The 23,253-nt window shown below is 61.8% G+C and carries 23 protein-coding genes; 14 read left to right on the top strand and 9 right to left on the bottom strand.

Annotated elements, in window-relative coordinates:
- Positions 1 to 164 precede the first annotated feature (164 nt).
- The gene (gene radC, locus DXX3274_RS21215; RefSeq protein ID WP_042861540.1) at positions 165 to 830 is read right to left on the bottom strand and encodes a DNA repair protein RadC; all 666 of its coding nucleotides are present in this window, start codon (positions 828 to 830) and stop codon (positions 165 to 167) included.
- A 189-nt stretch (positions 831 to 1,019) separates the two neighbouring features.
- Between radC and coaBC the strand changes: the two genes are divergently transcribed.
- The 3 genes from coaBC (at position 1,020) to slmA (ending at position 3,423) form a co-directional block, all read left to right on the top strand.
- Positions 1,020 to 2,291 carry a bifunctional phosphopantothenoylcysteine decarboxylase/phosphopantothenate--cysteine ligase CoaBC gene (coaBC, locus tag DXX3274_RS21220; RefSeq protein ID WP_050569915.1) on the top strand — a complete coding sequence of 424 codons (1,272 nt, stop codon included), beginning with the start codon at positions 1,020 to 1,022 and terminating at the stop codon, positions 2,289 to 2,291.
- Positions 2,260 to 2,718, top strand: a complete 459-nt coding sequence (gene dut / locus DXX3274_RS21225) for a dUTP diphosphatase (RefSeq protein WP_042861541.1) — start codon at positions 2,260 to 2,262, stop codon at positions 2,716 to 2,718. Before coaBC ends, dut begins: the two co-directional genes overlap by 32 nt.
- A gap of 108 nt (positions 2,719 to 2,826) precedes the next feature.
- Positions 2,827 to 3,423: a nucleoid occlusion factor SlmA gene (slmA, locus tag DXX3274_RS21230; protein ID WP_013319939.1), complete on the top strand. Its 597-nt coding sequence runs from the start codon at positions 2,827 to 2,829 to the stop codon at positions 3,421 to 3,423.
- Between the two features lie 48 nt (positions 3,424 to 3,471).
- On the opposite strand, the gene pyrE is transcribed toward slmA, so the two are convergent.
- Together pyrE and rph are read right to left on the bottom strand one after the other, a co-directional pair.
- The gene (gene pyrE / locus DXX3274_RS21235; RefSeq protein WP_042861542.1) at positions 3,472 to 4,113 is read right to left on the bottom strand and encodes an orotate phosphoribosyltransferase; all 642 of its coding nucleotides are present in this window, start codon (positions 4,111 to 4,113) and stop codon (positions 3,472 to 3,474) included.
- A gap of 110 nt (positions 4,114 to 4,223) precedes the next feature.
- Complete coding sequence (gene rph, locus DXX3274_RS21240; protein ID WP_042861543.1) at positions 4,224 to 4,940, bottom strand: ribonuclease PH; 717 nt, start codon at positions 4,938 to 4,940, stop codon at positions 4,224 to 4,226.
- Positions 4,941 to 5,118: 178 nt separating this feature from the next.
- Between rph and DXX3274_RS21245 the strand changes: the two genes are divergently transcribed.
- The 11 genes from DXX3274_RS21245 (at position 5,119) to DXX3274_RS21295 (ending at position 16,474) form a co-directional block, all read left to right on the top strand.
- Positions 5,119 to 5,511 carry a YidH family protein gene (locus DXX3274_RS21245; protein WP_050569971.1) on the top strand — a complete coding sequence of 131 codons (393 nt, stop codon included), beginning with the start codon at positions 5,119 to 5,121 and terminating at the stop codon, positions 5,509 to 5,511.
- Between the two features lie 5 nt (positions 5,512 to 5,516).
- Positions 5,517 to 5,849, top strand: coding sequence for a DUF202 domain-containing protein (locus DXX3274_RS21250; RefSeq protein WP_042861544.1), 333 nt, complete (start codon positions 5,517 to 5,519; stop codon positions 5,847 to 5,849).
- Between the two features lie 249 nt (positions 5,850 to 6,098).
- Positions 6,099 to 7,106 carry an N-acetyltransferase DgcN gene (gene dgcN / locus DXX3274_RS21255; protein WP_038663531.1) on the top strand — a complete coding sequence of 336 codons (1,008 nt, stop codon included), beginning with the start codon at positions 6,099 to 6,101 and terminating at the stop codon, positions 7,104 to 7,106.
- Between the two features lie 4 nt (positions 7,107 to 7,110).
- Positions 7,111 to 8,076, top strand: coding sequence for an N-acetyl-D-Glu racemase DgcA (gene dgcA / locus DXX3274_RS21260; RefSeq protein ID WP_042861546.1), 966 nt, complete (start codon positions 7,111 to 7,113; stop codon positions 8,074 to 8,076).
- A 20-nt stretch (positions 8,077 to 8,096) separates the two neighbouring features.
- A complete protein-coding gene (locus DXX3274_RS21265; protein ID WP_042861547.1) occupies positions 8,097 to 9,977 on the top strand; it encodes an ABC transporter ATP-binding protein in 1,881 nt (626 codons plus the stop codon).
- Positions 9,978 to 10,153: 176 nt separating this feature from the next.
- Positions 10,154 to 11,710 (top strand): glutathione ABC transporter substrate-binding protein, encoded by a 1,557-nt coding sequence (locus tag DXX3274_RS21270; protein ID WP_042861548.1) that lies wholly within the window; start codon positions 10,154 to 10,156, stop codon positions 11,708 to 11,710.
- A gap of 17 nt (positions 11,711 to 11,727) precedes the next feature.
- Positions 11,728 to 12,648, top strand: coding sequence for an ABC transporter permease (locus tag DXX3274_RS21275; RefSeq protein WP_038920574.1), 921 nt, complete (start codon positions 11,728 to 11,730; stop codon positions 12,646 to 12,648).
- Positions 12,649 to 12,656: 8 nt separating this feature from the next.
- The gene (locus DXX3274_RS21280; protein WP_042861550.1) at positions 12,657 to 13,559 is read left to right on the top strand and encodes an ABC transporter permease subunit; all 903 of its coding nucleotides are present in this window, start codon (positions 12,657 to 12,659) and stop codon (positions 13,557 to 13,559) included.
- Positions 13,560 to 13,570: 11 nt separating this feature from the next.
- Complete coding sequence (locus DXX3274_RS21285) at positions 13,571 to 14,629, top strand: P1 family peptidase (RefSeq protein WP_042861551.1); 1,059 nt, start codon at positions 13,571 to 13,573, stop codon at positions 14,627 to 14,629.
- Positions 14,630 to 14,662: 33 nt separating this feature from the next.
- Positions 14,663 to 15,484 carry a M55 family metallopeptidase gene (locus tag DXX3274_RS21290; RefSeq protein WP_042861552.1) on the top strand — a complete coding sequence of 274 codons (822 nt, stop codon included), beginning with the start codon at positions 14,663 to 14,665 and terminating at the stop codon, positions 15,482 to 15,484.
- Positions 15,485 to 15,511: 27 nt separating this feature from the next.
- On the top strand, positions 15,512 to 16,474 hold the full coding sequence (locus tag DXX3274_RS21295) for an isoaspartyl peptidase/L-asparaginase family protein (protein WP_042861553.1): 963 nt from the start codon (positions 15,512 to 15,514) through the stop codon (positions 16,472 to 16,474).
- A gap of 74 nt (positions 16,475 to 16,548) precedes the next feature.
- Here the strand turns inward: DXX3274_RS21295 and DXX3274_RS21300 are convergent, their stop codons facing one another.
- From DXX3274_RS21300 to DXX3274_RS21325, 6 genes are read right to left on the bottom strand one after another with little or no spacing between them, the layout of a single operon-like run.
- Complete coding sequence (locus DXX3274_RS21300) at positions 16,549 to 18,060, bottom strand: serine hydrolase (protein ID WP_042861555.1); 1,512 nt, start codon at positions 18,058 to 18,060, stop codon at positions 16,549 to 16,551.
- Positions 18,057 to 18,797, bottom strand: a complete 741-nt coding sequence (locus tag DXX3274_RS21305; RefSeq protein WP_042861557.1) for an ABC transporter ATP-binding protein — start codon at positions 18,795 to 18,797, stop codon at positions 18,057 to 18,059. The genes DXX3274_RS21300 and DXX3274_RS21305 overlap by 4 nt, the downstream gene beginning before the upstream one ends.
- A 31-nt stretch (positions 18,798 to 18,828) precedes the next feature.
- Entirely contained in the window at positions 18,829 to 19,659 is an 831-nt protein-coding gene (locus tag DXX3274_RS21310; RefSeq protein WP_042861559.1) for an ABC transporter ATP-binding protein, read from the bottom strand.
- On the bottom strand, positions 19,660 to 20,562 hold the full coding sequence (locus DXX3274_RS21315; RefSeq protein ID WP_038663569.1) for an ABC transporter permease: 903 nt from the start codon (positions 20,560 to 20,562) through the stop codon (positions 19,660 to 19,662).
- Entirely contained in the window at positions 20,559 to 21,569 is a 1,011-nt protein-coding gene (locus DXX3274_RS21320) for an ABC transporter permease (RefSeq protein WP_038920583.1), read from the bottom strand. The genes DXX3274_RS21315 and DXX3274_RS21320 overlap by 4 nt, the downstream gene beginning before the upstream one ends.
- Positions 21,569 to 23,164 (bottom strand): ABC transporter substrate-binding protein, encoded by a 1,596-nt coding sequence (locus tag DXX3274_RS21325; RefSeq protein ID WP_042861561.1) that lies wholly within the window; start codon positions 23,162 to 23,164, stop codon positions 21,569 to 21,571. Before DXX3274_RS21325 ends, DXX3274_RS21320 begins: the two co-directional genes overlap by 1 nt.
- Positions 23,165 to 23,253: the final 89 nt, after the last annotated feature.

The raw sequence follows: 23,253 nt of genomic DNA on the forward strand, positions 1-23,253 counted from the left end.
TCTCAGCAACTTCACTGAAAAGACTCTGTCATCAGGGTAAACCTGCTGAGATAGGCTCTTAACGCCACACCCAAGATTCTCAAAGGTGGCGTAGTATACGCTTTGAAGCGTATGCGCTCAAGTCCCGAACAACTAAAGATCCCCCAGGATCGCGGAAATATCTTTCAAATCCACCCTCGCTCGGCAAAAGAAACGTACTCGCCGCGCCCGATAACCAGGTGGTCGAGCACCCGAATTTCCAGCAACTGGCAGGCCTGCACGATTTTTCCGGTGATGGAACGGTCGGCCTGACTGGGCTCCGCCCGACCGGACGGATGGTTATGCGCCAGAATCAGCGCGGCGGCGTTGGCTTTGAGAGCCTCGCGCACAATTTCACGCGGATGCACCTCCACGCTGCTGATCGTGCCGGCGAACATTTCCTGATGACGAATCACCCGATGCTGGTTATCCAGAAACATCACCAGAAAGATCTCCCGTTCATGATGCGCCAGCAGCAATTGCAGATACTGCTGCGTCACTTCCGGGTTAAGCATGGCGTCCTCCCGCGCCAGGTGGGAAGAAAACAGCCGCCGGGCCAGTTCCGCCACCGCCTGCAACTGCGTATATTTGGACACCCCCACGCCCCGTGCGGTGCAAAAGGTGTCCTTGTCCGCCATCATGAGATGATACAACGACCCAAATTGCACCAGCAGACTTTCCGCCAGTTGCATCACATGCGTACCTGCGATGCCGGTACGCAGAAAGATCGCCAACAGTTCCGTATCGCTCAGTGCCCCGGCGCCCAGCGTCATCAGTTTTTCACGCGGCGCACACCCGTCATTCCATGCCATTGCCACTCTCCTTCCCGAACGGTGGCCTATCATCCCATGCGTCCGCCAAAGGGACGACAGGCCGGTGCGCGGGTTGCGAGGCGTTCCGCAATTTTTTCTGCATCAGGAAATGCGATACCTAACATTCTTCGACCTGCGGCAGCTTATGATAAAATGCAGCCTCTTTTCGGCTGACAAACGGATATAACGATGACAGATTCTTCCAGTCTGCACGGGCTTTCCGGCACGCTGCTTGCGGAAAAACGGCTTGCAGGAAAACATATCGTACTGGGCATCAGCGGCGGCATCGCCGCCTACAAATGCCCGGAACTGGTTCGACGCCTGCGCGACAGAGGCGCCGAGGTGCGCGTGGTGATGACGCCCGCTGCCAGCGCGTTTATCACGCCTTTAACGCTGCAGGCAGTGTCCGGTCATCCGGTATCGACCGATCTGCTGGATCCCGCCGCCGAGGCCGCCATGGGCCATATCGAGCTGGGGAAATGGGCGGACCTGGTGATTCTGGCTCCTGCGTCAGCAGACCTGATCGCCCGGATGGCGGCAGGCATGGCCAACGATCTGCTGACTACCGTCTGTCTGGCGACGGCGGCGCCTGTCGCCATCGCACCGGCCATGAACCAGCAGATGTACCGGGCCGCCGCCACACAGCACAATCTGGGCGTATTGGCTGCCCGAGGCGCGTTGATCTGGGGTCCGGACAGCGGCAGTCAGGCCTGTGGCGATGTCGGCCCCGGCCGGATGATTGATCCGCTGGAGATTGTGGCGAACGCTGACGCGCACTTCGCTCATGTCAATGATCTGCAACACCTCAGTGTTATGGTTACGGCAGGGCCGACGCGTGAAGCGCTGGATCCGGTGCGCTTCATCAGCAATCACAGTTCCGGGAAAATGGGATTCGCCATCGCCGCCGCCGCCGCCGCGCGCGGGGCTCGCGTGACGCTGGTGGCAGGCCCGGTTAATTTACCGACGCCTGATAACGTCACCCGTATTGATGTCATCAGCGCGCAGGAAATGCATCAGGCCGTGATGCGTGAAGCGCCGCAGCAGAATATCGTGGTGGGCTGCGCCGCCGTGGCGGACTACCGGGCGCAGGCGATCGCCGATGAAAAGATCAAAAAACAGGGCGATGAAATCAGTGTCACTTTGGTCAAAAATCCGGATATCATCGCCGATGTGGCCGCCATGAGCGAAAACCGTCCTTATGTTGTCGGGTTTGCCGCCGAAACCAGTAATGTGGAAGAATACGCGCGCCAGAAACTGGCCCGCAAACAGCTGGACCTGATTTGCGCGAATGATGTATCCCTTTCCGATCAAGGGTTTAATTCGGAAAACAATGCATTGCATCTTTTCTGGCCGGGCGGGGATAAGCGCCTGCCGCACGGCAGCAAACACCTGCTGGGCCAACAGTTAATCGACGAGATTGTCAGCCGTTATGATGAAAAAAATCGACGTAAAAATTCTTGATGCGCGTATCGGGCAACAGTTCCCGTTGCCGACCTATGCAACGCCGGGTTCCGCCGGGCTGGACTTGCGTGCCTGTCTGGACAGCGCGGTGGAACTGGCGGCTGGCGCAACCACGCTGGTGCCGACCGGTCTGGCTATCCACATCGCCGACCCGTCGCTGGCTGCGGTGATCCTGCCTCGTTCGGGTCTCGGCCACAAACATGGCGTGGTGCTGGGCAACCTGGTAGGCCTGATCGATTCCGACTACCAGGGTCAGCTGATGGTGTCGGTCTGGAACCGCGGCAGTCAGTCTTTCACCATCGAACCCGGTGAACGCATTGCCCAGATGGTATTCGTGCCGGTAGTGCAGGCCGAATTCAATCTGGTTAACGATTTTGTCGGCAGCGAACGGGGAGAGGGTGGTTTCGGCCATTCCGGCCGTCACTGATACGCCACATCCCTGCCTCCCAGGAAAACTATAAAGCCACAGCGTTAATGCGACTGTGGCGCTATCTGGTGTTTGTCCGTCACATTTTTATCAAGGGTCTTTTCTGACATGGCAGAGAAAGAAAATACGAAAAGGAATCGTCGCGAAGAAATTCTGCAGGCACTGGCGCAGATGCTGGAATCCAGCGACGGCAGTCAACGCATTACCACCGCCAAGCTGGCCGCCACCGTCGGCGTTTCAGAAGCCGCGCTTTACCGACACTTTCCCAGCAAAACGCGGATGTTTGACAGCCTGATCGAATTTATTGAAGACAGCCTGACCACTCGCATCAACCTGATTCTGCAGGATGAAAAAGACACCTTTAACCGGCTGCGGCTGATTTTGTTGCTGATTCTTGGCTTTGCGGAGAAAAACCCCGGCCTGACGCGCATTCTCACCGGTCATGCGCTGATGTTCGAGCAGGATCGGTTGCAGGGCCGTATCAACCAGCTGTTTGACCGAATCGAATCCCAGTTGCGTCAGGTGCTGCGCGAACACAAGCTGCGCAGCGGCGAAGCGTTCCGCCATGACGAAACGCTGCTGGCCAGCCAGTTGCTGGCTTTCTGCGAAGGTATGCTGTCGCGCTTTACCCGTTCCGAGTTCCGCACCCTACCCACGCAGGATTTCGATACCCGCTGGCCGCTGCTGGCTGCCCAGCTTCAGTAACCGCACCGCGTGGCAAATCGCCACGCCGCTTATTGCACACCCTGAATTTCACACGCCGAACTGCGCGCGATAGGCTTTCACCGCCTCCAGATGCGCGGCCATCTCCGGTTTTTCAGCCAGATAGGTAATCAGACCCCCCAGGGTGATGATCGACGTAACCTTGCACTGGTAGTCGCGTTCCACTTCCTGAATGGCGGACAGTTCGCCGCGGCCGCGTTCCTGACGGTCCAGCGCGATCAACACGCCCGCCAGCGTCGCCCCCTGCGCGGCGATGATTTCCATCGACTCGCGGATAGCGGTGCCGGCGGTAATCACATCGTCCACCAGCATGATACGGCCTTTCAGCGGGCTGCCGACCAGATTGCCGCCCTCGCCATGATCCTTGGCTTCCTTACGGTTGAAGCAGTACGGCACGTCGCGGTCGTGGTGCTCCGCCAGCGCCACCGCGGTGGTGGTGGCAATCGGAATGCCCTTGTAGGCCGGCCCGAACAAGACGTCGAATTCGACGGCGGCGTCCACCAGCGCCTCGGCATAAAAGCGCCCCAACAACGCCAGATCGCGCCCGGTGTTGAACAGCCCGGCATTAAAGAAATAGGGACTGATACGCCCGGATTTCAGGGTAAATTCGCCGAACTTCAATACCTGCTTGCTGAGTGCGAATTCGATAAACTGGCGCTGGTAGGCTTTCATGACTCCCTCTCCTGTAACGACGGCGGATGGCGGGGCACCCCGCCGCCCTGACGACATAGCATAAAAAAATGATGGCATAAAAAAGCGACCACTGGGGTCGCTTTGAAAAATCAGTCGGCCAGTGCGGCCTTCTGCGCTTTGACAATATCTTCGATGCCTCGGCGCGCCAGCGCCAGCAACGACAACAACTCGTCATGGCTGAATGGCTCGCCCTCGGCGGTGCCCTGCACCTCGATCATACGGCCATCTTCGGTCATCACCACGTTCATGTCGGTTTCCGCCGCGGAGTCTTCCACGTATTCCAGGTCGCACACCGCTTCACCGTTGACGATCCCGACCGATACCGCCGCCACCATGCCTTTCAGCGGGCTGGTTTTCAGCTTGCCGCTGGCCACCATGCCATTCAGCGCATCGGCCAGGGCCACACAGGCGCCGGTGATGGACGCGGTACGAGTGCCGCCATCGGCCTGCAGCACATCGCAATCCAGCGTGATGGTGAATTCACCCAGTTTGTTCAGATCGACCGCGGCGCGCAGCGAACGGGCGATCAGGCGCTGGATTTCCAGCGTACGGCCACCCTGCTTGCCTTTCGCCGCTTCGCGGGCGTTACGGCTGTGGGTAGAACGCGGCAGCATACCGTATTCAGCGGTAATCCAGCCTTGTCCCTGACCTTTCAGAAAACGCGGTACCCCTTCTTCCACTGTGGCGTTGCACAACACCTTGGTATCGCCAAACTCAACCAGCACCGATCCTTCGGCATGTTTGGTGTAGCTACGGGTTAATGTGAGAGGGCGAATTTGCTGGGCATTTCGGCCTGTTGGGCGCATGGATCGTCTCCGGGCAGGTTCATTAAACTGGCGCGCATTATACGGTCTTCCCCCTGCCCTGCCTACCGCCAGTCGCGATTAAAATTTCATCAACTTTTCCGCCGCCATCCGCCTCATTGGCTGGAGAGCCGCCGCCCGGCCATGTAGAATGCGGGCATTGTCCATCCGCTGGCCGTTGATGCCCATGAGTGACCCAGCCTCTTCACCGACGTCGCCCGACAAGAAAATCCCCTGGCAGCAGCAGGGCTCGACGCCGGATTACCGCTTTTCGCTGGCCAACGAGCGTACTTTTCTGGCCTGGATCCGCACCGCGCTGGCGTTTCTGGCGGGTGCCGTCGCCATTGACCAGTTTGCGCCCACGCTGGCGCCGCCCGCCGTCCGGGACGGTATAGCCGCGTTTCTGTCGCTGGCGGCGGCGCTGCTGGCGTGGATGGCTTATCGACGCTGGGCCGACAACGAGCGGGCGATGCGCACCGGGCAAGCGCTGCCTTATACCCGTCTGCTGATTATCATCGCCAGCTGCGTGAGCGCCATTTCCGTCGCGCTGGCTTTGGTTATCCTGCTGCTGTAGCCGCCATGACTCCCTCTGCCGATAACCCGCCGCGCGATCCGGGCCTGCAGCCGGAACGCACGCGGCTTGCCTGGTCGCGGACCGCTTTTGTGCTGCTGGTCAACAGCGTACTGCTGTTGAAAGCCGGATCGATGAAAAGCCAGCCGCTGATGCTGGTTGTCGGGCTGTTTCTGCTATTGATGACGCTGATGACCTATATCTGGTCGCGCCTGCGGTTGCGCGCCCTGCTACGCAGCGGCTACCCCTGTATCCGGCAATCGATGTGGATGATGCGGCTACTGATGCTGACGGTGATGGCAACCGCGCTGAGTCTGCTGCTCGGGCTGGCGGTCTCCTGAACCGTCCCGCCGCCGTTTTCCCCACTGATACAAAAGATTTTGATCTGCCTGTTTCGGCATAACCCACCGCTATACCCTGCCGGCATTTGCAAACATTAATCCTTAAATAACAATAAATTATATAAAACCAACCCTATAACGTCAGGTTATACCCCACCCATAAACAAGCATTCGTCAGAAAAAAAGCATCGTGGAATAGTCTTAGACATCACCTTTATGCAACCACTATGCAACCACGGATAAGACATCATGCTGATTCCACAACCTTACCTGCTTTTTCTTGGCGACGTGACCGACCCGCTGGCGGTGAAAACGGCGCGCGGCATTCACACCTGGCGCCCCGAACAGTGCGTAGGACAGCTGCGCCTGCCGGGCAGCACGGTGTCGCTGGGGCTCGATGATCTGGATATTCCGTCCGCCGTGGCGCGCGGCGCCAAAACGCTGGTGCTGGGTACCGCCAACGCCGGCGGTTTTCTGCCGCCGCACTGGCTGGATACCGTGCGCGCCGCTATCGAAGCCGGCATGAACGTCGCCAACGGCCTGCATCAGCGCCTGATCGACGTCCCCGGTTTGCAGGCGCTGGCGGAACAGCATCAGGTACAGCTGTTCGATATTCGCCACCTGCGCCCGGAACTGACCGTCGGCAGCGGCAAAAAACGCAGCGGCAAGCGTGTGCTGACCGTCGGTACCGACTGTTCGGTCGGTAAAATGTACACCTCGCTGGCGCTGGAATCCGCCATGCGCGCGCAGGGTCTGAAAGCCGATTTTCGCGCCACCGGCCAGACCGGGGTGCTGGTCGCCGGCGACGGCATCGCCATTGACGCGGTGATCGCCGACTTCATCGCTGGCGCGGCGGAAGCGCTGTCTCCGGCCAACGACGACGACCACTGGGATATCGTCGAAGGCCAGGGCTCGCTGTTTCATCCGTCCTACGCCGGGGTGACCACCGGTCTTATCCACGGCGCGCAGCCGCACTGGCTGGTGATGTGCCACGAAATGGGTCGCCCGCACATGCGCCACCTGCCCCATCAGCCGATGGTGGAACTGGGCGACTGCGTGGACGCCAACCTGCGCGCCGCCCGCGTCACCAATCCGGACGTGCAGTTGGCCGGTTTCGCCATCAACACCTCCAACTATGGCGAACAGGAAGCGCGCGATTACTGCCGTGACCTGAGCGAACGCTTTGGCGTGCCGGCCACCGACCCGATCCGTTTCGGTATCGATGACATTGCGACGCTGCTGAAAACCCGGGGGTAAGCCCATGCGACAGATGCAAATCGAAACCGTGGAACTGCCGCTGGCTCGTCCTTTCGCCATCTCCCGCGGCACCCGCACCGCCGTCACGGTAGTGCGCGTCACACTGGAAGAGCGCGGCTTTATCGGTCGGGGAGAATGCACCCCCACCGCGCACTATCAGGAAACCGCCGACAGCGTGACCCGCCAGTTGGAAACCGTGCGTCAGGCGGTGGAAAACGGCATCGATCTGGAAGCATTGCAGCAGTCGTTGCCGCCGGGCTCCGCCCGCAACGCGCTGGACTGCGCCTTATGGCGGCTGAACGCCGCGCTTGCCAGACAAACGCTGTGGCAGCACCTCGCCATTGCGCCGCCGCAGTCGATCATCACCGCCGAGACCCTGAGTCTCGATAGCGTGGAAAACATGGCGAACGCCGCCAAAGACGCGGTCTCCCGCGGCGCGCTGTTGCTGAAAATCAAGCTCGACCGGGAACAGATTCTGGAAAAAGTGGCGGCGATTCGCCAGTCCGCGCCCAACGTGACGCTGATTGTGGACGCCAACGAAGCCTGGGGCGGGCTAGAGCTGGAGCCGCTGCTGCGCCAGCTTGCCGCGCATCGCATCGCGATGGTGGAGCAGCCGTTGCCCGCCGGGCAGGACAGCGCGCTGGCGACGTTTGAACACGCCATTCCGGTGTGCGCCGACGAAAGCTGCCATCACCGCGGCGACATCGCCGCCCTGCGCGACCGCTACGAAATGATCAACATCAAGCTGGACAAGTGCGGCGGGCTAACCGAAGCGCTGGCGATGGTGGCGGAAGCGCGCCAGTACGACCTGCGCATCATGGTGGGCTGCATGCTTGGCTCCTCGCTGGCGATGGAAGCCGCCATGCCGGCGGCGCTGGCCGCCGAACACGTGGATCTGGACGGCCCGATCTGGCTGGCGGCGGACAGTTCGCCGTACCTGACGTATAACCTCGGCCGCATCTGGCTGTGACAGAACCTACCGGAGTGACGATGACGGATACCACCCCAACCGCAATCCCTGCTGCGATCGCGTCCGACCCGGCGTCGCAACCGGTGCTGGAGATCGATGACCTGAGCGTTAGCTTCAGCGGCCGCTCCGGCACCCATCTGGCGCTCAAGGGCGTCTCTTTCAGCCTCAACAAAGGGGAAGTGGTGGCCGTGGTCGGCGAGAGTGGCTCCGGCAAGTCGGTCACCTCTCTGACGGTAATGGGGCTGCTGGCCGCTTCCGCCCGCATTGAACGCGGCGGCATCCGCTTTATCGATAGCACCGGACGACGCCACGACCTGCTGAGCATGAAGGACGACGCCCGCCGTCGGCTGCGCGGCCGCGATATGGCGATGATCTTTCAGGAACCGATGACCTCGCTCAACCCGGTGCTGAAAGTGGGCGACCAGCTCACCGAAGCGTTGCTGGACCACCAGATGTGCGACGCCGCCAGCGCCGAGCGCAAAGCGCGCGAGCTGCTGCGCAAGGTACGCATCGCCGACATCGATCGGGTGATGAACAGCTACCCGCACTCGCTGTCCGGCGGCATGCGTCAGCGGGTGATGATCGCTCAGGCACTGGCCTGCGACCCGCAGTTGCTGATCGCCGACGAACCGACTACCGCGCTGGATGTGACGGTGCAGGCGCGCATCCTGCAAATCCTGCGCGACCTGCAACGCCAGAGCAACATGTCGGTGTTGTTCATCACCCACGACATGGGCGTGGTGGCGGAAATCGCCGACCGCGTGGTGGTGATGTACCGCGGCGAGGTGGTGGAACAGGGAACGGTGGACGCCATTTTCAACCGCCCGCAGCACGACTACACCAAAGCGCTGCTGGCGGCAGTGCCGCGGCTGGGCGACATGCGCGACCGCGCCTGGCCCCGCCGTTTCCCGCTGCTGGGGCAGCAAAACGCCGCGCCCGAACAGGACCATACCACCGCGCGTTATGACGCGCCGCCGCTGCTCGATATCCGCGGCCTGAAAGTCTATTACCCGATACGCAGCGGCATTCTCTCCTCCGTCACCCACCGGGTACATGCGGTGGAACAGATCGATTTCGCCGTCTGGCCGGGCGAAACGCTGGCGATTGTCGGCGAATCCGGCTGCGGCAAATCCACTACCGGACGGGCTTTGCTGCGTCTGGTGGAAAGCCAGACCGACAGCCTGCTGTTCGACGGGCAGGAAATCGCCAGCCTGCGCGACCGCGACTTCCAGCCGCTGCGTCGCAAAATGCAGATGGTGTTTCAGGACCCGTACGCCTCGCTCAACCCGCGTCTGACCGTCGGTTTCACCATCGCCGAGCCGCTGCTGCTGCACGGGCTGGTGAAATCGCTGGAAGACGCCACGCCGCAGGTACAGGCGCTGCTGAAAAGCGTCGGCCTGCAACCGGAACACGCCCAGCGCTATCCGCACGAATTTTCCGGCGGCCAGCGCCAGCGTATCGCCATCGCCCGCGCTATGGCGCTGCAACCGCAGGTGATCATCGCCGATGAGGCGGTGTCGGCGCTGGACGTGTCGATTCAGGCGCAAGTGGTCAACCTGATGATGGATTTACAGCAGAAAACCGGCGTGTCGTGGATTTTCATCTCCCACGACATGGCGGTGGTGGAACGCATCGCCAACCGCGTGGCGGTGATGTACCTCGGTCAGATCGTGGAAATCGGCCCGCGTCAGTCGGTATTCAACAATCCGCAGCATCCGTATACCCGACGCCTGCTGGCTTCGGTGCCGATCGCCGACCCCGGCCGCCGCTATGCGCGCGAGCTGGACGACAGCGAAATCCCCTCGCCGCTGCGCAAGGCGAACGAGGTGGTGGAAAAAGCCCGTTACCGCGAAGTCGCCCCGCACCATTGGGTGAGCGAAGCCGGGCTCGGGCAGCAGTAAACCGTTGTCAGTTTGTCAGTGATAAACAGCAGTACCGTCCAACACCAGGGACACCTCACGTCACCGTGAGCGATAACAAGCCGTCATACACGAACGGTTGATTAAATCAAAAAAAACAAAAAGTTAATAAAAGCAGCAATCACAACCAGCAACACACACCATTTACAGGAGACACCATGAAACCGTTACTATCCGCAGTAACTTCACGCCGTTCCGCTGTCGCTCTTGGGCTGTCATTGTGTCTGGCCGCTGCGGCTCAGGCACAGGATCTGCGCATTTCCATGTATGCCGATATTACCGGGCTGGACCCGCACGATACCTCGGACACCCTGAGCTACTCCATCCAGAGCGGAATTTTCGAGCGTCTGTTCCAGTTCGACAACCAGATGAAACTGGTACCGCGGCTGGCCACCGGTTACACCGGCAACGCCGACGCCACCGAATTCACCATCACCCTGCGCGAAGGCGTCACCTTCCAGGACGGCACGCCGTTCAACGCCGATGCGGTGAAAGCCAACCTTGACCGTCTGGCCGATCAGACCAAAGGGCTCAAGCGCAACAGCCTGTTCAACATGATCAAAAGCGTGACGGTACTGTCGCCGACGCAGGTGAAAATCGAGCTGAACAAATCGTTCGGCGCCTTCGTCAACACGCTGGCCCACCCGTCGGCGGTGATGCACAGCCCGGCGGCGCTGAAACAGTATCCGGACGAAACCCAACTGCGCGTGCACCCGGTCGGCACCGGCCCGTTCAAGTTCTCCGAATGGCAGCAGGGTAAAGACGTCAAGCTGGTGAAATACGACAACTACTGGCAGAAAGGCTGGCCGAAAGTCGATAGCGTGACCTTCTACCCGTCGCCGGAAGACGCCACCCGCGTCGCGGCGCTGAAATCCGGCCAGTCCGACGCCATCTACCCGCTGCCGTCCGATCTGGTAAAAACCGTTGAAGATGACGCCAAGCTGGCTATCCAGCGCGACCCCAGCATCTATCTGTACTACATGGCGATCAACACCCAGCACGCGCCGTTGAACGACGTGCGTGTACGTCAGGCGCTGAACTACGCCATCAACCGTACCATCTGGCTGAAAGTCGGCTTTGCCGGCATGGGCCTGCCCGCCGCGTCCGCCATGGCGCCGCGCGTACAGTTCTTCAACAGCCAGAGCGAACCGAACTACACCTACAGCCCGGCCAAGGCCAAAGAACTGCTGAAAGAAGCCGGCTACGAAAAAGGGCTGGAGCTGAAACTGTGGACCACCAACACCACCGCCGCGGTGCGTAGCGCCCAGTTCTTCAAACAGCAGCTGGAACAAGTCGGCATCAAGGCGACCGTCACCCCGATGGATTCCGGCGCGCGCAACGAAAAACTGTGGGGCGTGAAAGACCCGAAACAGGCCGAGTTTGACCTGTACTACGGCGGCTGGTCGCCGTCCACCGGCGATGCCGACTGGGCGCTGCGTCCGCTGTTCGCTACCGAGTCCTGGGTGCCGAAAGCCTACAACGTCTCTTACTACAGCAACCCGGATGTGGACAAAGCCATCATGGCCGGTCTGGCGACCCCGGATAACGACAAACGCGCCGCCGCTTACGCCGATGCTCAGAAGCTGATCTGGAAAGACGCGCCGGTGGTGTTCCTGGGCGTGCCGGACAACCTGGTGGGCAAAGTGAAAAATCTGTCCGGCGTTTACATGCTGGCTGACGGTTCGCTGATCTTCGATCAGGCTGAGTTCAAGTAATCGCACAGGGGATCGCCATGTTTGCTTATATCGTCCGACGTTTGCTGGAAATGATCCCGGTCTTGCTGGTGATCTCCCTGTTGGTGTTCGGTTTTATCAAGCTGTTACCGGGTGACCCGGCGCGGATCTACGCCGGCCCCGACGCCCCCATCGAGGCGGTGGAAGCCGCCCGTGAGCGTCTGGGGTTGAACGATCCGTTGCCGCAGCAGTACCTCAACTGGCTGGATGGGCTGGTGCACGGCGATCTCGGCATCACCTACCGCACCCAACAGCCGGTGCTGACGGTCATCCAGAAAAGTTTTATGCCGACGCTATGGCTGGCGCTGGCCGGTTTCGCCTGGTCGGTGATCCTCGGCCTGCTGATCGGCGTGTTTGCCGCGCTTAAACGCGGCAAGTGGCAGGATTGGTCGCTGATGAGTCTGGCGGTGGGCGGTATCTCGATGCCGCCGTTCTGGCTCGGCCTGCTGCTGATCCAGTTCGTCGCCATGCCGTTCGGCGTATTCTCGGTCAGCGGCTACAACAAACCGGCCGACATTATTCTGCCCGCGCTGACGCTGGGCGCCTCGGTGGCCGCCGTGATGGCGCGCTTTACCCGTTCCGCTTTCCTGGAAGTGATGCAGGAAGATTATGTACGCACCGCCCGCGCCAAAGGGCTACGCCAACGGCTGATCGTCTGGAAACACGTGATGCGCAACGCGCTGATTCCGGTTATCACCATGCTCGGGTTGCAGTTCGGCTTTCTGCTGGGCGGCTCCATTGTGGTGGAAAGCGTGTTCAACTGGCCGGGGCTCGGCTGGCTGTTGATCGAATCCATCAAGACGCAGGATCAGCCGGTGATTCAGGCGCTGGTGATGCTGTTCGTGTTTGAATTTATCCTGATTAATCTGCTGGTCGACCTGCTGTACGCGGTGGTGAACCCGGCCATTCGTCTACGTTAGGAGCTGCGATGAACACTTCTCAAGAGCCGACCGTGGCGACCCCATCCGCCCTGAACGACAGCGCGATTCGTTCACCGTGGCGCGATTTTCTGCATGCGTTCGTCCGCAACCCGATGGCGTTGGCTTCCGGCGGTTTTGTGCTGCTGCTGGTGCTGGTGGCGGTGTTCGCCCCCTGGCTGGCGCCCTGGAATCCGATGGATCCGGACTGGATGGCGCTCGGCGCGGCGCCGACCACCAGCCACTGGATGGGCACCGACGATCTGGGCCGCGACGTGATGAGCCGCATTATTTACGGCGCGCGCATTTCGCTCTACATCGGCATCGTCTCGGTTACGCTCGGCATGCTGGCGGGCATCGCCCTCGGTTTGCTGGCGGGCTATTATGGCCGCAGCATCGACATGCTGATCATGCGCGGTTGCGACGTACTGTTCGCCTTTCCCGGCATGCTGCTGGCGATCGCGGTGGTGGCGATCCTTGGCCCTGGCCTCAATAACGTGATTATCGCGGTGGCGGTGTTCAGCGTGCCGGTATTCGCCCGTATCGTGCGCGCCTCCACGCTGTCGCTCAAGCAGGCGGCCTATGTCGAAGCGGTGCGCTGCGCCGGCGCGCCGGACCGGGTGATTCTGCTGCGTCATATTCTGCCGGGCACGCTGTCGAACGTGATCGTTTATTTCACCATGCGCATCGGCACCAGTATCCTGACCGCGGCCGGCCTGAGTTTCATCGGCCTGGGGCCAGAGCCGGACGTGCCCGAGTGGGGCAACATTCTGGCGATGAGCCGCAGCATGATGATGGCGGGACAATGGCACGTCAGCGTGTTCCCCGGTCTGGCTATCTTCTGCACCGTGCTGGCGTTCAACCTGCTGGGCGACGCGCTGCGCGATACGTTGGACCCGAAACTGAAAAGCTGAGCAAACACACCATGACATGTTACCAACAGGCACGACTGGCGCCGCTGCTGCAACGCTGGCGCTCGGAACGACAGCTCGGCACGCCGCGTACGCCGCTCGGCCCGCATAACCGCCTGAGCGACGTGCCCGGCGTGCGGGTCGGCCACCATACGCTGGCGCAGGGCGAGATTCAAACCGGCGTCACCGCCATCGTGCCGCCCGGCGATAACCTGTTTACACACCCGTTGCCCTGCGGCGCCGCGGTGCTCAACGGCTTCGCCAAACCGGTGGGGCTGGTGCAGATCGAAGAGCTGGGACGATTGCAGACGCCTATCCTGCTCAGCAACACCCTGTCGGTCGGCACGTTGTTTACCACGCTGGTGCGCGACGCCATTGGCCGCAATCCGGAACTGGGCCGTAGCCTGCCGACCGTTAACCCGCTGGCGCTGGAGTGCAACGACGGCTGGCTTAACGATATTCAGGCGCTGGCGGTAAGCGAAGAGATGGCGCGCGCGGCGCTGGATAGCGCCACGGCCGATTTTGCCCGCGGCAGCGTCGGCGCCGGGCGCGGCATGAGCTGCTTTGCGCTCAAAGGCGGCATCGGCACCGCCTCCCGGCTGATTCCGGAACTGAACGCTACCCTCGGCGTGCTAGTGCTGGCCAATTTCGGCACCCTCTCCGCCCTGACGCTGGACGGCGTGCAGGTCGGCGAGGCGATCGCGCCGCTGCTGCCGGAACTGGCGCCCCAGCGCGACGCCGGTTCCATCATCATTGTTATGGCCACCGACGCCGCGCTGGATGCCCGTCAGTTGACCCGCATCGCCCGTCGCGCCGGCGCCGGTCTTGGGCGGCTCGGCAGCTACTGGGGGCACGGCTCCGGCGATATCGCGGTGGCCTTTTCCACCCAACCGACACCCCAACCGCCGGAAGACGCACAGTTGGAACCGCTGCTCAATGCGGCGGCCGACGCCACCGAACACGCGGTGCTGGATGCCCTGCTGCAGGCAGAGGCCGTCACCGGTTTTCGCGGCCACCATCGCCCGGCCCTGACACAGGTGCTGGACCGTCTGGCACAGGATTTCCCCGCATAACCGCCTGATGAAACAGGCGCTAAGGACGCTGACATGAAAGTATTTATTTCTGCGGATATCGAAGGCATCGCGGGCGTGATGCGCCCGGAACAGTGTAGCCCCGGCACACCGGAATACCAGTTAGCCCGCGGGCTGATGGAGCAGGAAGTGAACGCCGCCATTGAAGGCGCCTTCGCCGGCGGCGCCAGCGAGGTGGTAGTGGCCGACAGCCACGCCGCCATGACCAACCTGCGCGCCGAGAATATCGACCCGCGCGCCCGGCTGGTGCAGGGCAAACCACGCGGCTTGTCGATGGTGGAAGGCTTGCAGCAGCAACAGTTCGATGGACTGATGTTCATCGGCTACCACAGCGCCGCCGGAGAACACGGCGTGCTGGCGCACACCATCAACGGCCGGGCGTTTTACCGGGTGCGCATCAACGGCGAAGTGATGGGCGAAAGCGATATCTACGCCGCCGCCGGCGCGGAGCTGAACACCCCGCTGTGGCTGGTGAGCGGCGACGATACGCTGCAAACATGGATCAATCATTACTACCCGGCGGCGGACTACGCCTGCGTCAAACGCGCCATTTCCCAGACGGCGGCGGAGTCGCTGAGTCCGGAAGCGGCCCGCAACGCCATCCGGCTGGCGGCGACTCAGGCGGTGCAAAAAGCGCATAAAGAGACAACCACCCGCTTGCAACCGCCGTATGAGCTGGAGCTGATGGTCGCCAAACCGGTGCTGGCGGACCTGTTCTGCCTGATTCCAGGCGTCGTCCGCAAAGACGCGATCACCGTGGGCTATCAATCCCCCACCATCGCGCCGATCGTCAGCCTGCTGGGAGCGTTTTCCTATCTGGCGACCACGCAAAACTAAGCGCTCAGTGCACTAAAGGAAGAAAAGATGAAACCGGTCATTGTGATTCATGGCGGCGCAGGCGCGTTAAGCCGCACGGCGATGGACAGCGAGAAAGAACAGCGCTATCGCGCCGCGTTGCAGGCCATTGTGAACCGCGGGCAGGAAATTCTGGCCGCCAACGGCAGCGCGCTGGATGCGGTCACCGAAGCGGTGCGTATGCTGGAAGAGTGCCCGCTGTTCAATGCGGGTAAAGGGGCGGTGTTTACCCATCTCGGCACCCACGAACTGGACGCCAGCATCATGGACGGCCGTTCACTGGAAGCAGGCGCCATTGCCGGTGTTAACCATATCCGCAACCCGGTGCTGGCGGCCCGCGCGGTGCTGGAACGCAGCCCGCACGTGATGTTTACTGCCGACGGCGCCGAAGCCTTTGCCCGCGAGCAGGGGCTGGAGATGGTCGAACCGGACTTTTTCTCCACCGACGAACGTTACCAGCAGTTGCTGAAAGCGCAGGCGGGCGACGGCAAGATCCTGCTGGATCACGACGGCGAACGCCAGGCGCAGGGCGCCGATCCGCTCGATCCGGATCGCAAATTCGGCACCGTTGGTGCGGTAGCGCTGGACGCGGCCGGTAACCTGGCGGCGGCGACCTCCACCGGCGGCATGACCAACAAACGCGCCGGGCGTGTCGGCGACTCGCCGATCGTCGGCGCAGGCTGTTACGCCAACAACCGCACCGTCGCCGTCTCCTGCACCGGCACCGGCGAAGTGTTCATGCGCACCGTCGCCGCCTACGATGTCTCGGCGTTGATGGAATACGGCAACCTGCCGCTGTCGCAGGCCGCCGACAAAGTCGTTATGGAAAAAGTGCTGGCGCTGGGCGGCAGCGGCGGGCTGATCGCCGTCGACCATCAGGGCAACATCGCGCTGCCGTTCAACAGCGAAGGCATGTACCGCGGTTACGGTTACGTCGGCGAAGACGCGGTAGTGGGGATTTATCGGGATTAAACACCCGTCGATGAATCACACCAGAAAGGAGAATCTGCTTTCCTTTCTGGTGCCAGTGGATAAATAGGTCAACCTCACCCGCGCTGATACCGCACCACCCGGCTGCGATTAAGCAGTAGAGTCAGATAGCCGTCTTGTACCAGCAGCGAGAAGCGTTTTTCCCACGGGCCGTCCTGTACCGTGGCGAGCGCGCGGCCGTTGCCGAGCGATTGCAAAGAGCCAGCGATCGCCGCCGGGCCGAGTCCCATCACGATACTATCGCCGTCAATCACCAGTTCGCTGCGAGTGTCCGGCCAGTACCAGCGGCCTTGCAGTTGCGCCACGTTGTTGTCGGCCTCCACCGGCAGAAAGCGGCACGGAGCGTGACCGATTTCTCCTTCGATCGCCATGCCGTGCTGCCGCAGCTTCATCGGCAGATGGCTGGACAGCGACACCACCACACCCGGCGTTTCACTGCGATACAGCGTTTCGGTCGCGCCCAACCAGCAAGCGCCCGGACCTTTCACCTCCAGCCAGTGGCCGCCCTGCTCCGCCGCGTACAGCCCCGGCGTCAGGTCGTGGCCGCGCGTTGGCAGCGGCTGGTCCAGCAACGTGGACATCACCCGCAGCACGCTGTCGTAGGTGGCGACATCTTCCCGGTTGGCGACCAGCGCCACCCCGACCTGCAATACCGGGTCGAGCAGGAAATAACTCTTATAACCCGCGTGAGAACCGCCATGCCCCACCAGCAACGCATCGCCGATGCGGCTGTGCGCCACGCCCAGCCCGTAACCGGTGACGCGGCCGTCGCTCAGGCAACGCGGCTGAGACAGGCGCGCCAGCACGCCTTCGCCCGGCCCCTGATTCATCAGCAACGACTGCAGCCAGACCGTTAAATCGCGCACGCTGCCGGTAACGCAACCGGAAGTAGACAGGTGCAGCCCGGCGCAGGACAACTGCCAGCCCTGCGGCGATTGCCAGTAGCCCGGCACCAGTCCGGGCACGATATCAAACCAGGTTTCCGGCGCGCTTAGCGCAATCCCCAGCGGCTGGTTGATGTGCCGGCGCAGCAGGTCGGCAAAATAGAGGCCTTTGGCTTTCAGCGCTTCCTCCACCAGCCGGTAGCCGGTGTTGGTGTAGGAGATCTCGCTGCCTGCCGGGTAATTCAGACAGCCGTTGTCCGCCAGAAACGCCAGCAGACTGTCGGCCGAGGTGGCGTTGTACACCGACAACCCCAGCAGCGACAGGCTTTCACGCACATCCGGCAGGCCGGAGGTCATGTCCAGCGCCTGCCCGACCGTCACCTTACCGTTCTCGCCGGTCAGTTGCGGCAGATGCCGGCTGAGCGGGTCGGTCAGCGCAAGCTGCGAGCTGGCGGCCCCTGTCACCAGCGAGGCGAACAGATGCTTGGTGACCGAGGCGAAACGCACCACGCTCTGGGTGGTGAACGGCGTTTGCTGCGCCAGATCCGCCAGCCCGCCGCAGCAGGCGGCGCGAATCTGCTCGCCGTCGAACAGAGTGATGGCGCCGCCCGGCTGGCCGGGCTGATTCCAGGACTGGGTGATTGCGTGCGCCTCATCAACGGCACGCTGCCAGTGTAATCTCATGCCGGTTCCTCCAGCGTCATGCTTAAATCATACAGCTCCGCCGTGTGCGGATGATGCAGGTTGCGCGAGCGCAAATGCTCCACGCTGAGCTGTTCCACCATCTCGCCATGCTGCATCACGCCGACGCGCTGACACAGATGGGACACCACCGCCAGATTATGGCTGACCATGATGTAGGTGAGCCTACGCTCCTGACGCAGGTCTGTCAGCAGATTGAGGATTTCCGCCTGCACCGACACATCCAGCGCCGAGGTCGGTTCATCCAGCAGCAGCACTTCCGGCTCGGCGATCAGCGCGCGGGCAATCGCCACCCGCTGGCGCTGGCCGCCGGAGAGCTGGTGGGGAAAACGAAAACGCGCCGCGGCGGGCAGGCCCACCTCTTCCAGCGCCCGGCTAATACGCTGCTCGGCGCGATCGAAGCGGTGCACCAGCAGCGGCTCATGCAAAATACGATCGATGGTCTGGCGCGGATGCAGCGATCCGTACGGATCCTGAAACACCATCTGCACCTGACGGAAAAAGCTGCGATCCCGCCGCGCCAGTTGCGCCATGCCGCCAAACTCGATACGTCCGCGCCACTGGGTATTTAACCCGGCCAGCGCGCGCAAAATGGTGGACTTGCCGGAGCCGCTTTCGCCGACCATGCCGAAGCTGTCGCCGCTTTCCAGCGCGAAGGACACCCCTTTTACCACCTCGACGCTGCCGAAGGCGATGCGCAGGTTTTCTACTTTAATCATGCGTTACACCCGTCATCATGCATTGCACCCATCATGCGTTTCTCCAGGCCGGGTCGCGCTGCAACACCGGCAGTCGATCGCGCGGATGTTTCAACGACGGCAGGCAGGCCAGTAACCCCTGGGTATAAGGGTGCTGCGCCTGTAACAGTTCGCTGGCCTGCAGCATCTCGACGATCCGCCCGGCGTACATCACCGCCACCCGATCGCAGAAGTGCGACACCAGCGGCAGATCGTGGCTGATCAGGATCAATCCCATGCCGCGCTGCGATACCAGATCGTCGATCAGGCACAGGATCTCCGCCTGCACTGTGGCGTCCAGCGCCGACGTCGGTTCATCGGCGATCAGCAGTTCCGGGTCGGGCGCCAGCATCATGGCGATCATCACCCGTTGCCCCATGCCGCCCGACACTTCGTGCGGGTAACACTTCGCCACCCGCTGCGGATCGCGAATGCGCACCTGATTCAGCAGGTCAATGGCGGCGTCCATCGCCGCGCGGCGGCTGCCGCCTTTGTGCTCGCGCCAGGCTTCCGCCACCTGCTGGCCGATGGTCATCACCGGGTTCAGCGAGTACTTCGGGTCTTGCAGGATAAAGCCGACCCGCTTGCCGCGAATCTGGCGTAACGTTTTCTCGCTGGCGCCGCGCAGGTCGATGCCGTCAAAACTCAGTTTGTCGGCCTGAATGCGGGCACTGCCCGGCAGCAACTGCATCAGGCTGCGGGCGGTCAACGACTTGCCGGAGCCGCTTTCGCCGACGATGGCGAACTTCTCCTTGCCGACGCTGAAGCTGACGCCGCGCACCGCCTCAAAAGTTTCCGTCCGGTTGGCGAACGCGATACGGAGGTTCTCAATTTCCACCAGCATTTAGCGCTCCTTCGGGTCCAGCAGATCGCGCAGGCCGTCGCCGAGAAAGTTGAAGGCCAGCGAGGTGAGGAAAATAGCGATACAGGGCACCAGCGGCACCCACCAGGCGTTGAACAGGAAACGGCGCGCGGTAGCGATCATCGTGCCCCATTCCGGCGACGGCGGCTGCGCGCCCATGCCGAGGAAGCCAAGGCTGGCGGCGGTGATGATGATCGAGCTCATGTCCAGCGTCACCCGCACAATCAGGCTCGGCACGCACAGCGGCATGATGTGGCGCAGAATAATACGCAGCGGCGCGGCGCCGGTCAGGCGGCAAGCGGCGATAAAATCGGTGTGGCGAAACTGCAATGTTTCCGCCCGCGCCAGCCGCGCATACGGCGGCCAGGCGGTGAGCGCGATCGCCAGAATGGCGCTTTCCACCCCCGGTTTCAGCGCCGCCACAAACGCCAGCGCCAGCACCAGCCGTGGAAACGCCAGAAAGATATCGGTCAGCCGCATCAGGATTTTATCAAGCAACCCACCGGCGTAACCGGCGATACAGCCGACCAGCAGGCCGATCGGCGCGGTCAACGCCACCACCGCGATCACCATACCCAGCGTGGTGCGACCGCCATATAAAATACGGCTGAATACATCGCGCCCCAGTTCATCAGTACCCAGCCAATGCGCAGCGGACGGCGCCGCCAGCCGGTTGGACAAGTTCTGAAAACCGGGGTCGTACGGCGTCAGCCAGGGCGCGGCCAGCGACAACAGCATGACTGCGGCGATGATGATCAACCCCAGCATCGCCATCGGATTGGTGCGAAACCCCAGCCACAGGCGGTAACGCTGCCCCCACACCGCCTGACGGCGTGTGCTGGGCGTTTCGTCGAGCAACCAGGCTCGTGAGACAAGAAAACTCATGTTACGCGGGGATCCAAAAGTCGATAGAGAATGTCAGCCAGCAGGTTCAGCAGCACGTAGGTCGCGCCCACCAGCAATGTGGCGCCCACCACCGGGTTCATGTCGGCATTGAGCAGCGCGGTAGTGAGGTACTGGCCCAGTCCCGGCCAGGAGAAGACGTTTTCCGTCACCACCGCGCCTTCCAGCAGCCCGGCGTAGGTCAGCGCCAGCACCGTCACCAGTTGCACCGCCACCGTGGGGAAAGCATGCCGCCAGACCACCCGACGGGACGACAGCCCTTTAGCGCGGGCGGTGATCACGAACTCGCCGCCGAGCGCATTGAGCATGAAAGTACGGGTCATGCGGGTGATGTAGGCCATACTGAAATACGCCAGAATCAGCACCGGCTGCACCATGTGCGCCAGCGCATCGCGCAACGCGTCATAGTCGCCCGCCAGCAGCGAGTCCACCGTCAGCAGCCCGGTGACGTGCGGCACCATGTCCTGAAAGATGATGTCCTGCCGCCCCGGCCCCGGCGCAATGCCCAGCACCGCGTAGAAAATCAGCAGGCTCAGCAGCGCCAGCACAAACACCGGCAGCGAATGCCCGGCCAGACAGACGACGCGGATGGTTTGATCCACCCAGCGCCCTTGTCGCACCGCCGCCCACACCCCGAGCGGAATGCCGACCAACGCCGCAACGATGATCGCAGCGGTCGCCAGTTCCAGAGTGGCGGGGAAGTAGCGGGCGATATCGGTGGTCACCGGATTGGAGGTCAGTACCGAGCGACCCAGATCGCCGTGCAGCAGTTGGTTCAGGTAGTGGCCGTACTGCATCCACAGGGGCTGATCCAGCCCCATTTCCTGACGTACCCGCTCCACCACCGCCTGGGGCGCATTGTCCCCGACGGCGGCGAGCACCGGGTCGGTCGGCATGATACGACCGATGAAGAAGGTCAGCACCGATAACCCCAGCAGGGTCAACAACAGGCTGCCGAGCGTACTGCAAAAACGGATCAGTATCTGCATCAGGCTTTCTTCACCTGCTGGTAAGGCACTTTGCTCAATACCGTCATGGTGACGCCGCTGAGGTTCTTACGGCAGGCCAGCGTTTTCTCATCCTGCATCATCAGCGTGAACGGGCTCAGCTCGCGGTGGTTGCGTTGCAGGGTTTCGTACAGCGCGATGCGTTTGGCCGGATCCTGCTCATGCAGCGCCTGTTCGGTCAACTGGTTGAACTTTTCATCCGACCAGCCGCAACGCCAGGCCAGCGTGCGATTGCGGGCGCCGTCGCTGTTGTCGGTGTTGACGCAGAAGGCTTCGGCGTTGGAGTTCGGGTCAAAGTAATCCGCGCCCCACGCCGTTAACGCCAGTTGCTGCTGGCGGGCGCGCATCTTGGTCAGCACCTGACGGTTTTCCGCCGCGATCAGCTTCACCTTGATGCCGATGGCGCCAAGCTGGGTCTGGATCGCCTGCGCGATATCCGGGTACGGCTGGGCGGAGTAGTGATCCAGCGTGATCTCAAAGCCGTCCGGATAACCGGCGTCTTTCAGCAACGCTTTGGCTTTGGCGACATCCAGATGGAACGGGGTGTCGTCCAGCGCCGCCGGAAAGCCGCCCGGCAGGAAGCTCTGATGCACCTTGTGCGTCAGCGGCAGAATGTTTTTCTGGATGCTGTCGTAGTCCAGCGCCCATTTGACGGCCTGCCACACCTGCGGTTTTTTCAGGAATTCGTTGGCGGTGTTGCAGGACAGCAGCATCACGCTGGCGATGCTCTGGCGCACCAGATGGTAGTTGCTGTCGTTCACCAGCGGGCGAATCTGCTCGGTGGTCAGGTTGCGGGCGATATCCACGTCCCCTTTCTGCAGCATCAGCAACTGGGCGGACGGGTCGACGATGTGTTTGAGCAGGACGCGCTTAAAGGCGTTGTCGGTCGGGAAGTGATCGTTTTTCTGCAGGATGATGCTTTCGCTGGCTTTCCAGCTCACCAGCGAGAACGGGCCGGAGCCGGCGCTGTTCTGTTTCAGCCATTGGTTGCCCAGATCGTTGTTCTGCTGGTTGGCCAGCGCCGCCTTTTTCTGCACGATGCTGCCCACCGGCGCGGACAGGCAGTACAGCAGGAAGGTTTCCGCCGCCGGCTTATCCAGGCTTATCACCAGCGTTTTTTCATCCGGCGCGGTGATGTGCTGTTCCACGTTGTCTTTGGTAAAGCCGAACTGGTTGATGATGAACGCCGGGCTCTTGTCCAGCTTGACCGCGCGCTGCAGCGAGAAGGCGGCGTCGTCGGCGGTAACCGGCGAACCGTCGGCGAATTTGGCTTTCGGATTGAGGTGGAAGGTGAAGGTTTTGCTGTCGTTGCCAACCTCCCAGCTGACGGCCAGATCGCCAATCACTTCTTGCGGATTGGCCGGATTTGGCATCACCAGACGCTGGTACAGGTTGCCGATGATTTCGGTCCCCACCGCCTCAAACCCTTCCTGCGGGTCGAGACTGGTCATATTATCGAGCTGCATCGCCATCACCAGCATCGACGGCGGCGTATCAGCAAACGCGGTGTTCAGATTGAGCCAGGACAGGAAAGGCACGGTAGCGCAACCGGCAAGAAAACGTCTTCTGGTGACCATTAATCCCCCAAGTGTCTGATTTTAAAATAAAATAAAATATATTTTTTCTGTCTGCGGCTTGACAGATATCACAGGCGCTGGCTTAAATG

The sequence above is a fragment of the Dickeya sp. NCPPB 3274 genome, assembly GCF_000406205.1.
Lineage (GTDB): Bacteria > Pseudomonadota > Gammaproteobacteria > Enterobacterales > Enterobacteriaceae > Dickeya > Dickeya fangzhongdai.

Coding starts and splice junctions, on each gene's coding strand:
- radC (WP_042861540.1), bottom strand. CDS start 830: ATGGCATGGAATGACGGGTGTGCGCCGCGTGAAAAACTGATGACGCTG.
- coaBC (WP_050569915.1), top strand. CDS start 1,020: ATGACAGATTCTTCCAGTCTGCACGGGCTTTCCGGCACGCTGCTTGCG.
- dut (WP_042861541.1), top strand. CDS start 2,260: ATGATGAAAAAAATCGACGTAAAAATTCTTGATGCGCGTATCGGGCAA.
- slmA (WP_013319939.1), top strand. CDS start 2,827: ATGGCAGAGAAAGAAAATACGAAAAGGAATCGTCGCGAAGAAATTCTG.
- pyrE (WP_042861542.1), bottom strand. CDS start 4,113: ATGAAAGCCTACCAGCGCCAGTTTATCGAATTCGCACTCAGCAAGCAG.
- rph (WP_042861543.1), bottom strand. CDS start 4,940: ATGCGCCCAACAGGCCGAAATGCCCAGCAAATTCGCCCTCTCACATTA.
- DXX3274_RS21245 (WP_050569971.1), top strand. CDS start 5,119: ATGCCCATGAGTGACCCAGCCTCTTCACCGACGTCGCCCGACAAGAAA.
- DXX3274_RS21250 (WP_042861544.1), top strand. CDS start 5,517: ATGACTCCCTCTGCCGATAACCCGCCGCGCGATCCGGGCCTGCAGCCG.
- dgcN (WP_038663531.1), top strand. CDS start 6,099: ATGCTGATTCCACAACCTTACCTGCTTTTTCTTGGCGACGTGACCGAC.
- dgcA (WP_042861546.1), top strand. CDS start 7,111: ATGCGACAGATGCAAATCGAAACCGTGGAACTGCCGCTGGCTCGTCCT.
- DXX3274_RS21265 (WP_042861547.1), top strand. CDS start 8,097: ATGACGGATACCACCCCAACCGCAATCCCTGCTGCGATCGCGTCCGAC.
- DXX3274_RS21270 (WP_042861548.1), top strand. CDS start 10,154: ATGAAACCGTTACTATCCGCAGTAACTTCACGCCGTTCCGCTGTCGCT.
- DXX3274_RS21275 (WP_038920574.1), top strand. CDS start 11,728: ATGTTTGCTTATATCGTCCGACGTTTGCTGGAAATGATCCCGGTCTTG.
- DXX3274_RS21280 (WP_042861550.1), top strand. CDS start 12,657: ATGAACACTTCTCAAGAGCCGACCGTGGCGACCCCATCCGCCCTGAAC.
- DXX3274_RS21285 (WP_042861551.1), top strand. CDS start 13,571: ATGACATGTTACCAACAGGCACGACTGGCGCCGCTGCTGCAACGCTGG.
- DXX3274_RS21290 (WP_042861552.1), top strand. CDS start 14,663: ATGAAAGTATTTATTTCTGCGGATATCGAAGGCATCGCGGGCGTGATG.
- DXX3274_RS21295 (WP_042861553.1), top strand. CDS start 15,512: ATGAAACCGGTCATTGTGATTCATGGCGGCGCAGGCGCGTTAAGCCGC.
- DXX3274_RS21300 (WP_042861555.1), bottom strand. CDS start 18,060: ATGAGATTACACTGGCAGCGTGCCGTTGATGAGGCGCACGCAATCACC.
- DXX3274_RS21305 (WP_042861557.1), bottom strand. CDS start 18,797: ATGATTAAAGTAGAAAACCTGCGCATCGCCTTCGGCAGCGTCGAGGTG.
- DXX3274_RS21310 (WP_042861559.1), bottom strand. CDS start 19,659: ATGCTGGTGGAAATTGAGAACCTCCGTATCGCGTTCGCCAACCGGACG.
- DXX3274_RS21315 (WP_038663569.1), bottom strand. CDS start 20,562: ATGAGTTTTCTTGTCTCACGAGCCTGGTTGCTCGACGAAACGCCCAGC.
- DXX3274_RS21320 (WP_038920583.1), bottom strand. CDS start 21,569: ATGCAGATACTGATCCGTTTTTGCAGTACGCTCGGCAGCCTGTTGTTG.
- DXX3274_RS21325 (WP_042861561.1), bottom strand. CDS start 23,164: ATGGTCACCAGAAGACGTTTTCTTGCCGGTTGCGCTACCGTGCCTTTC.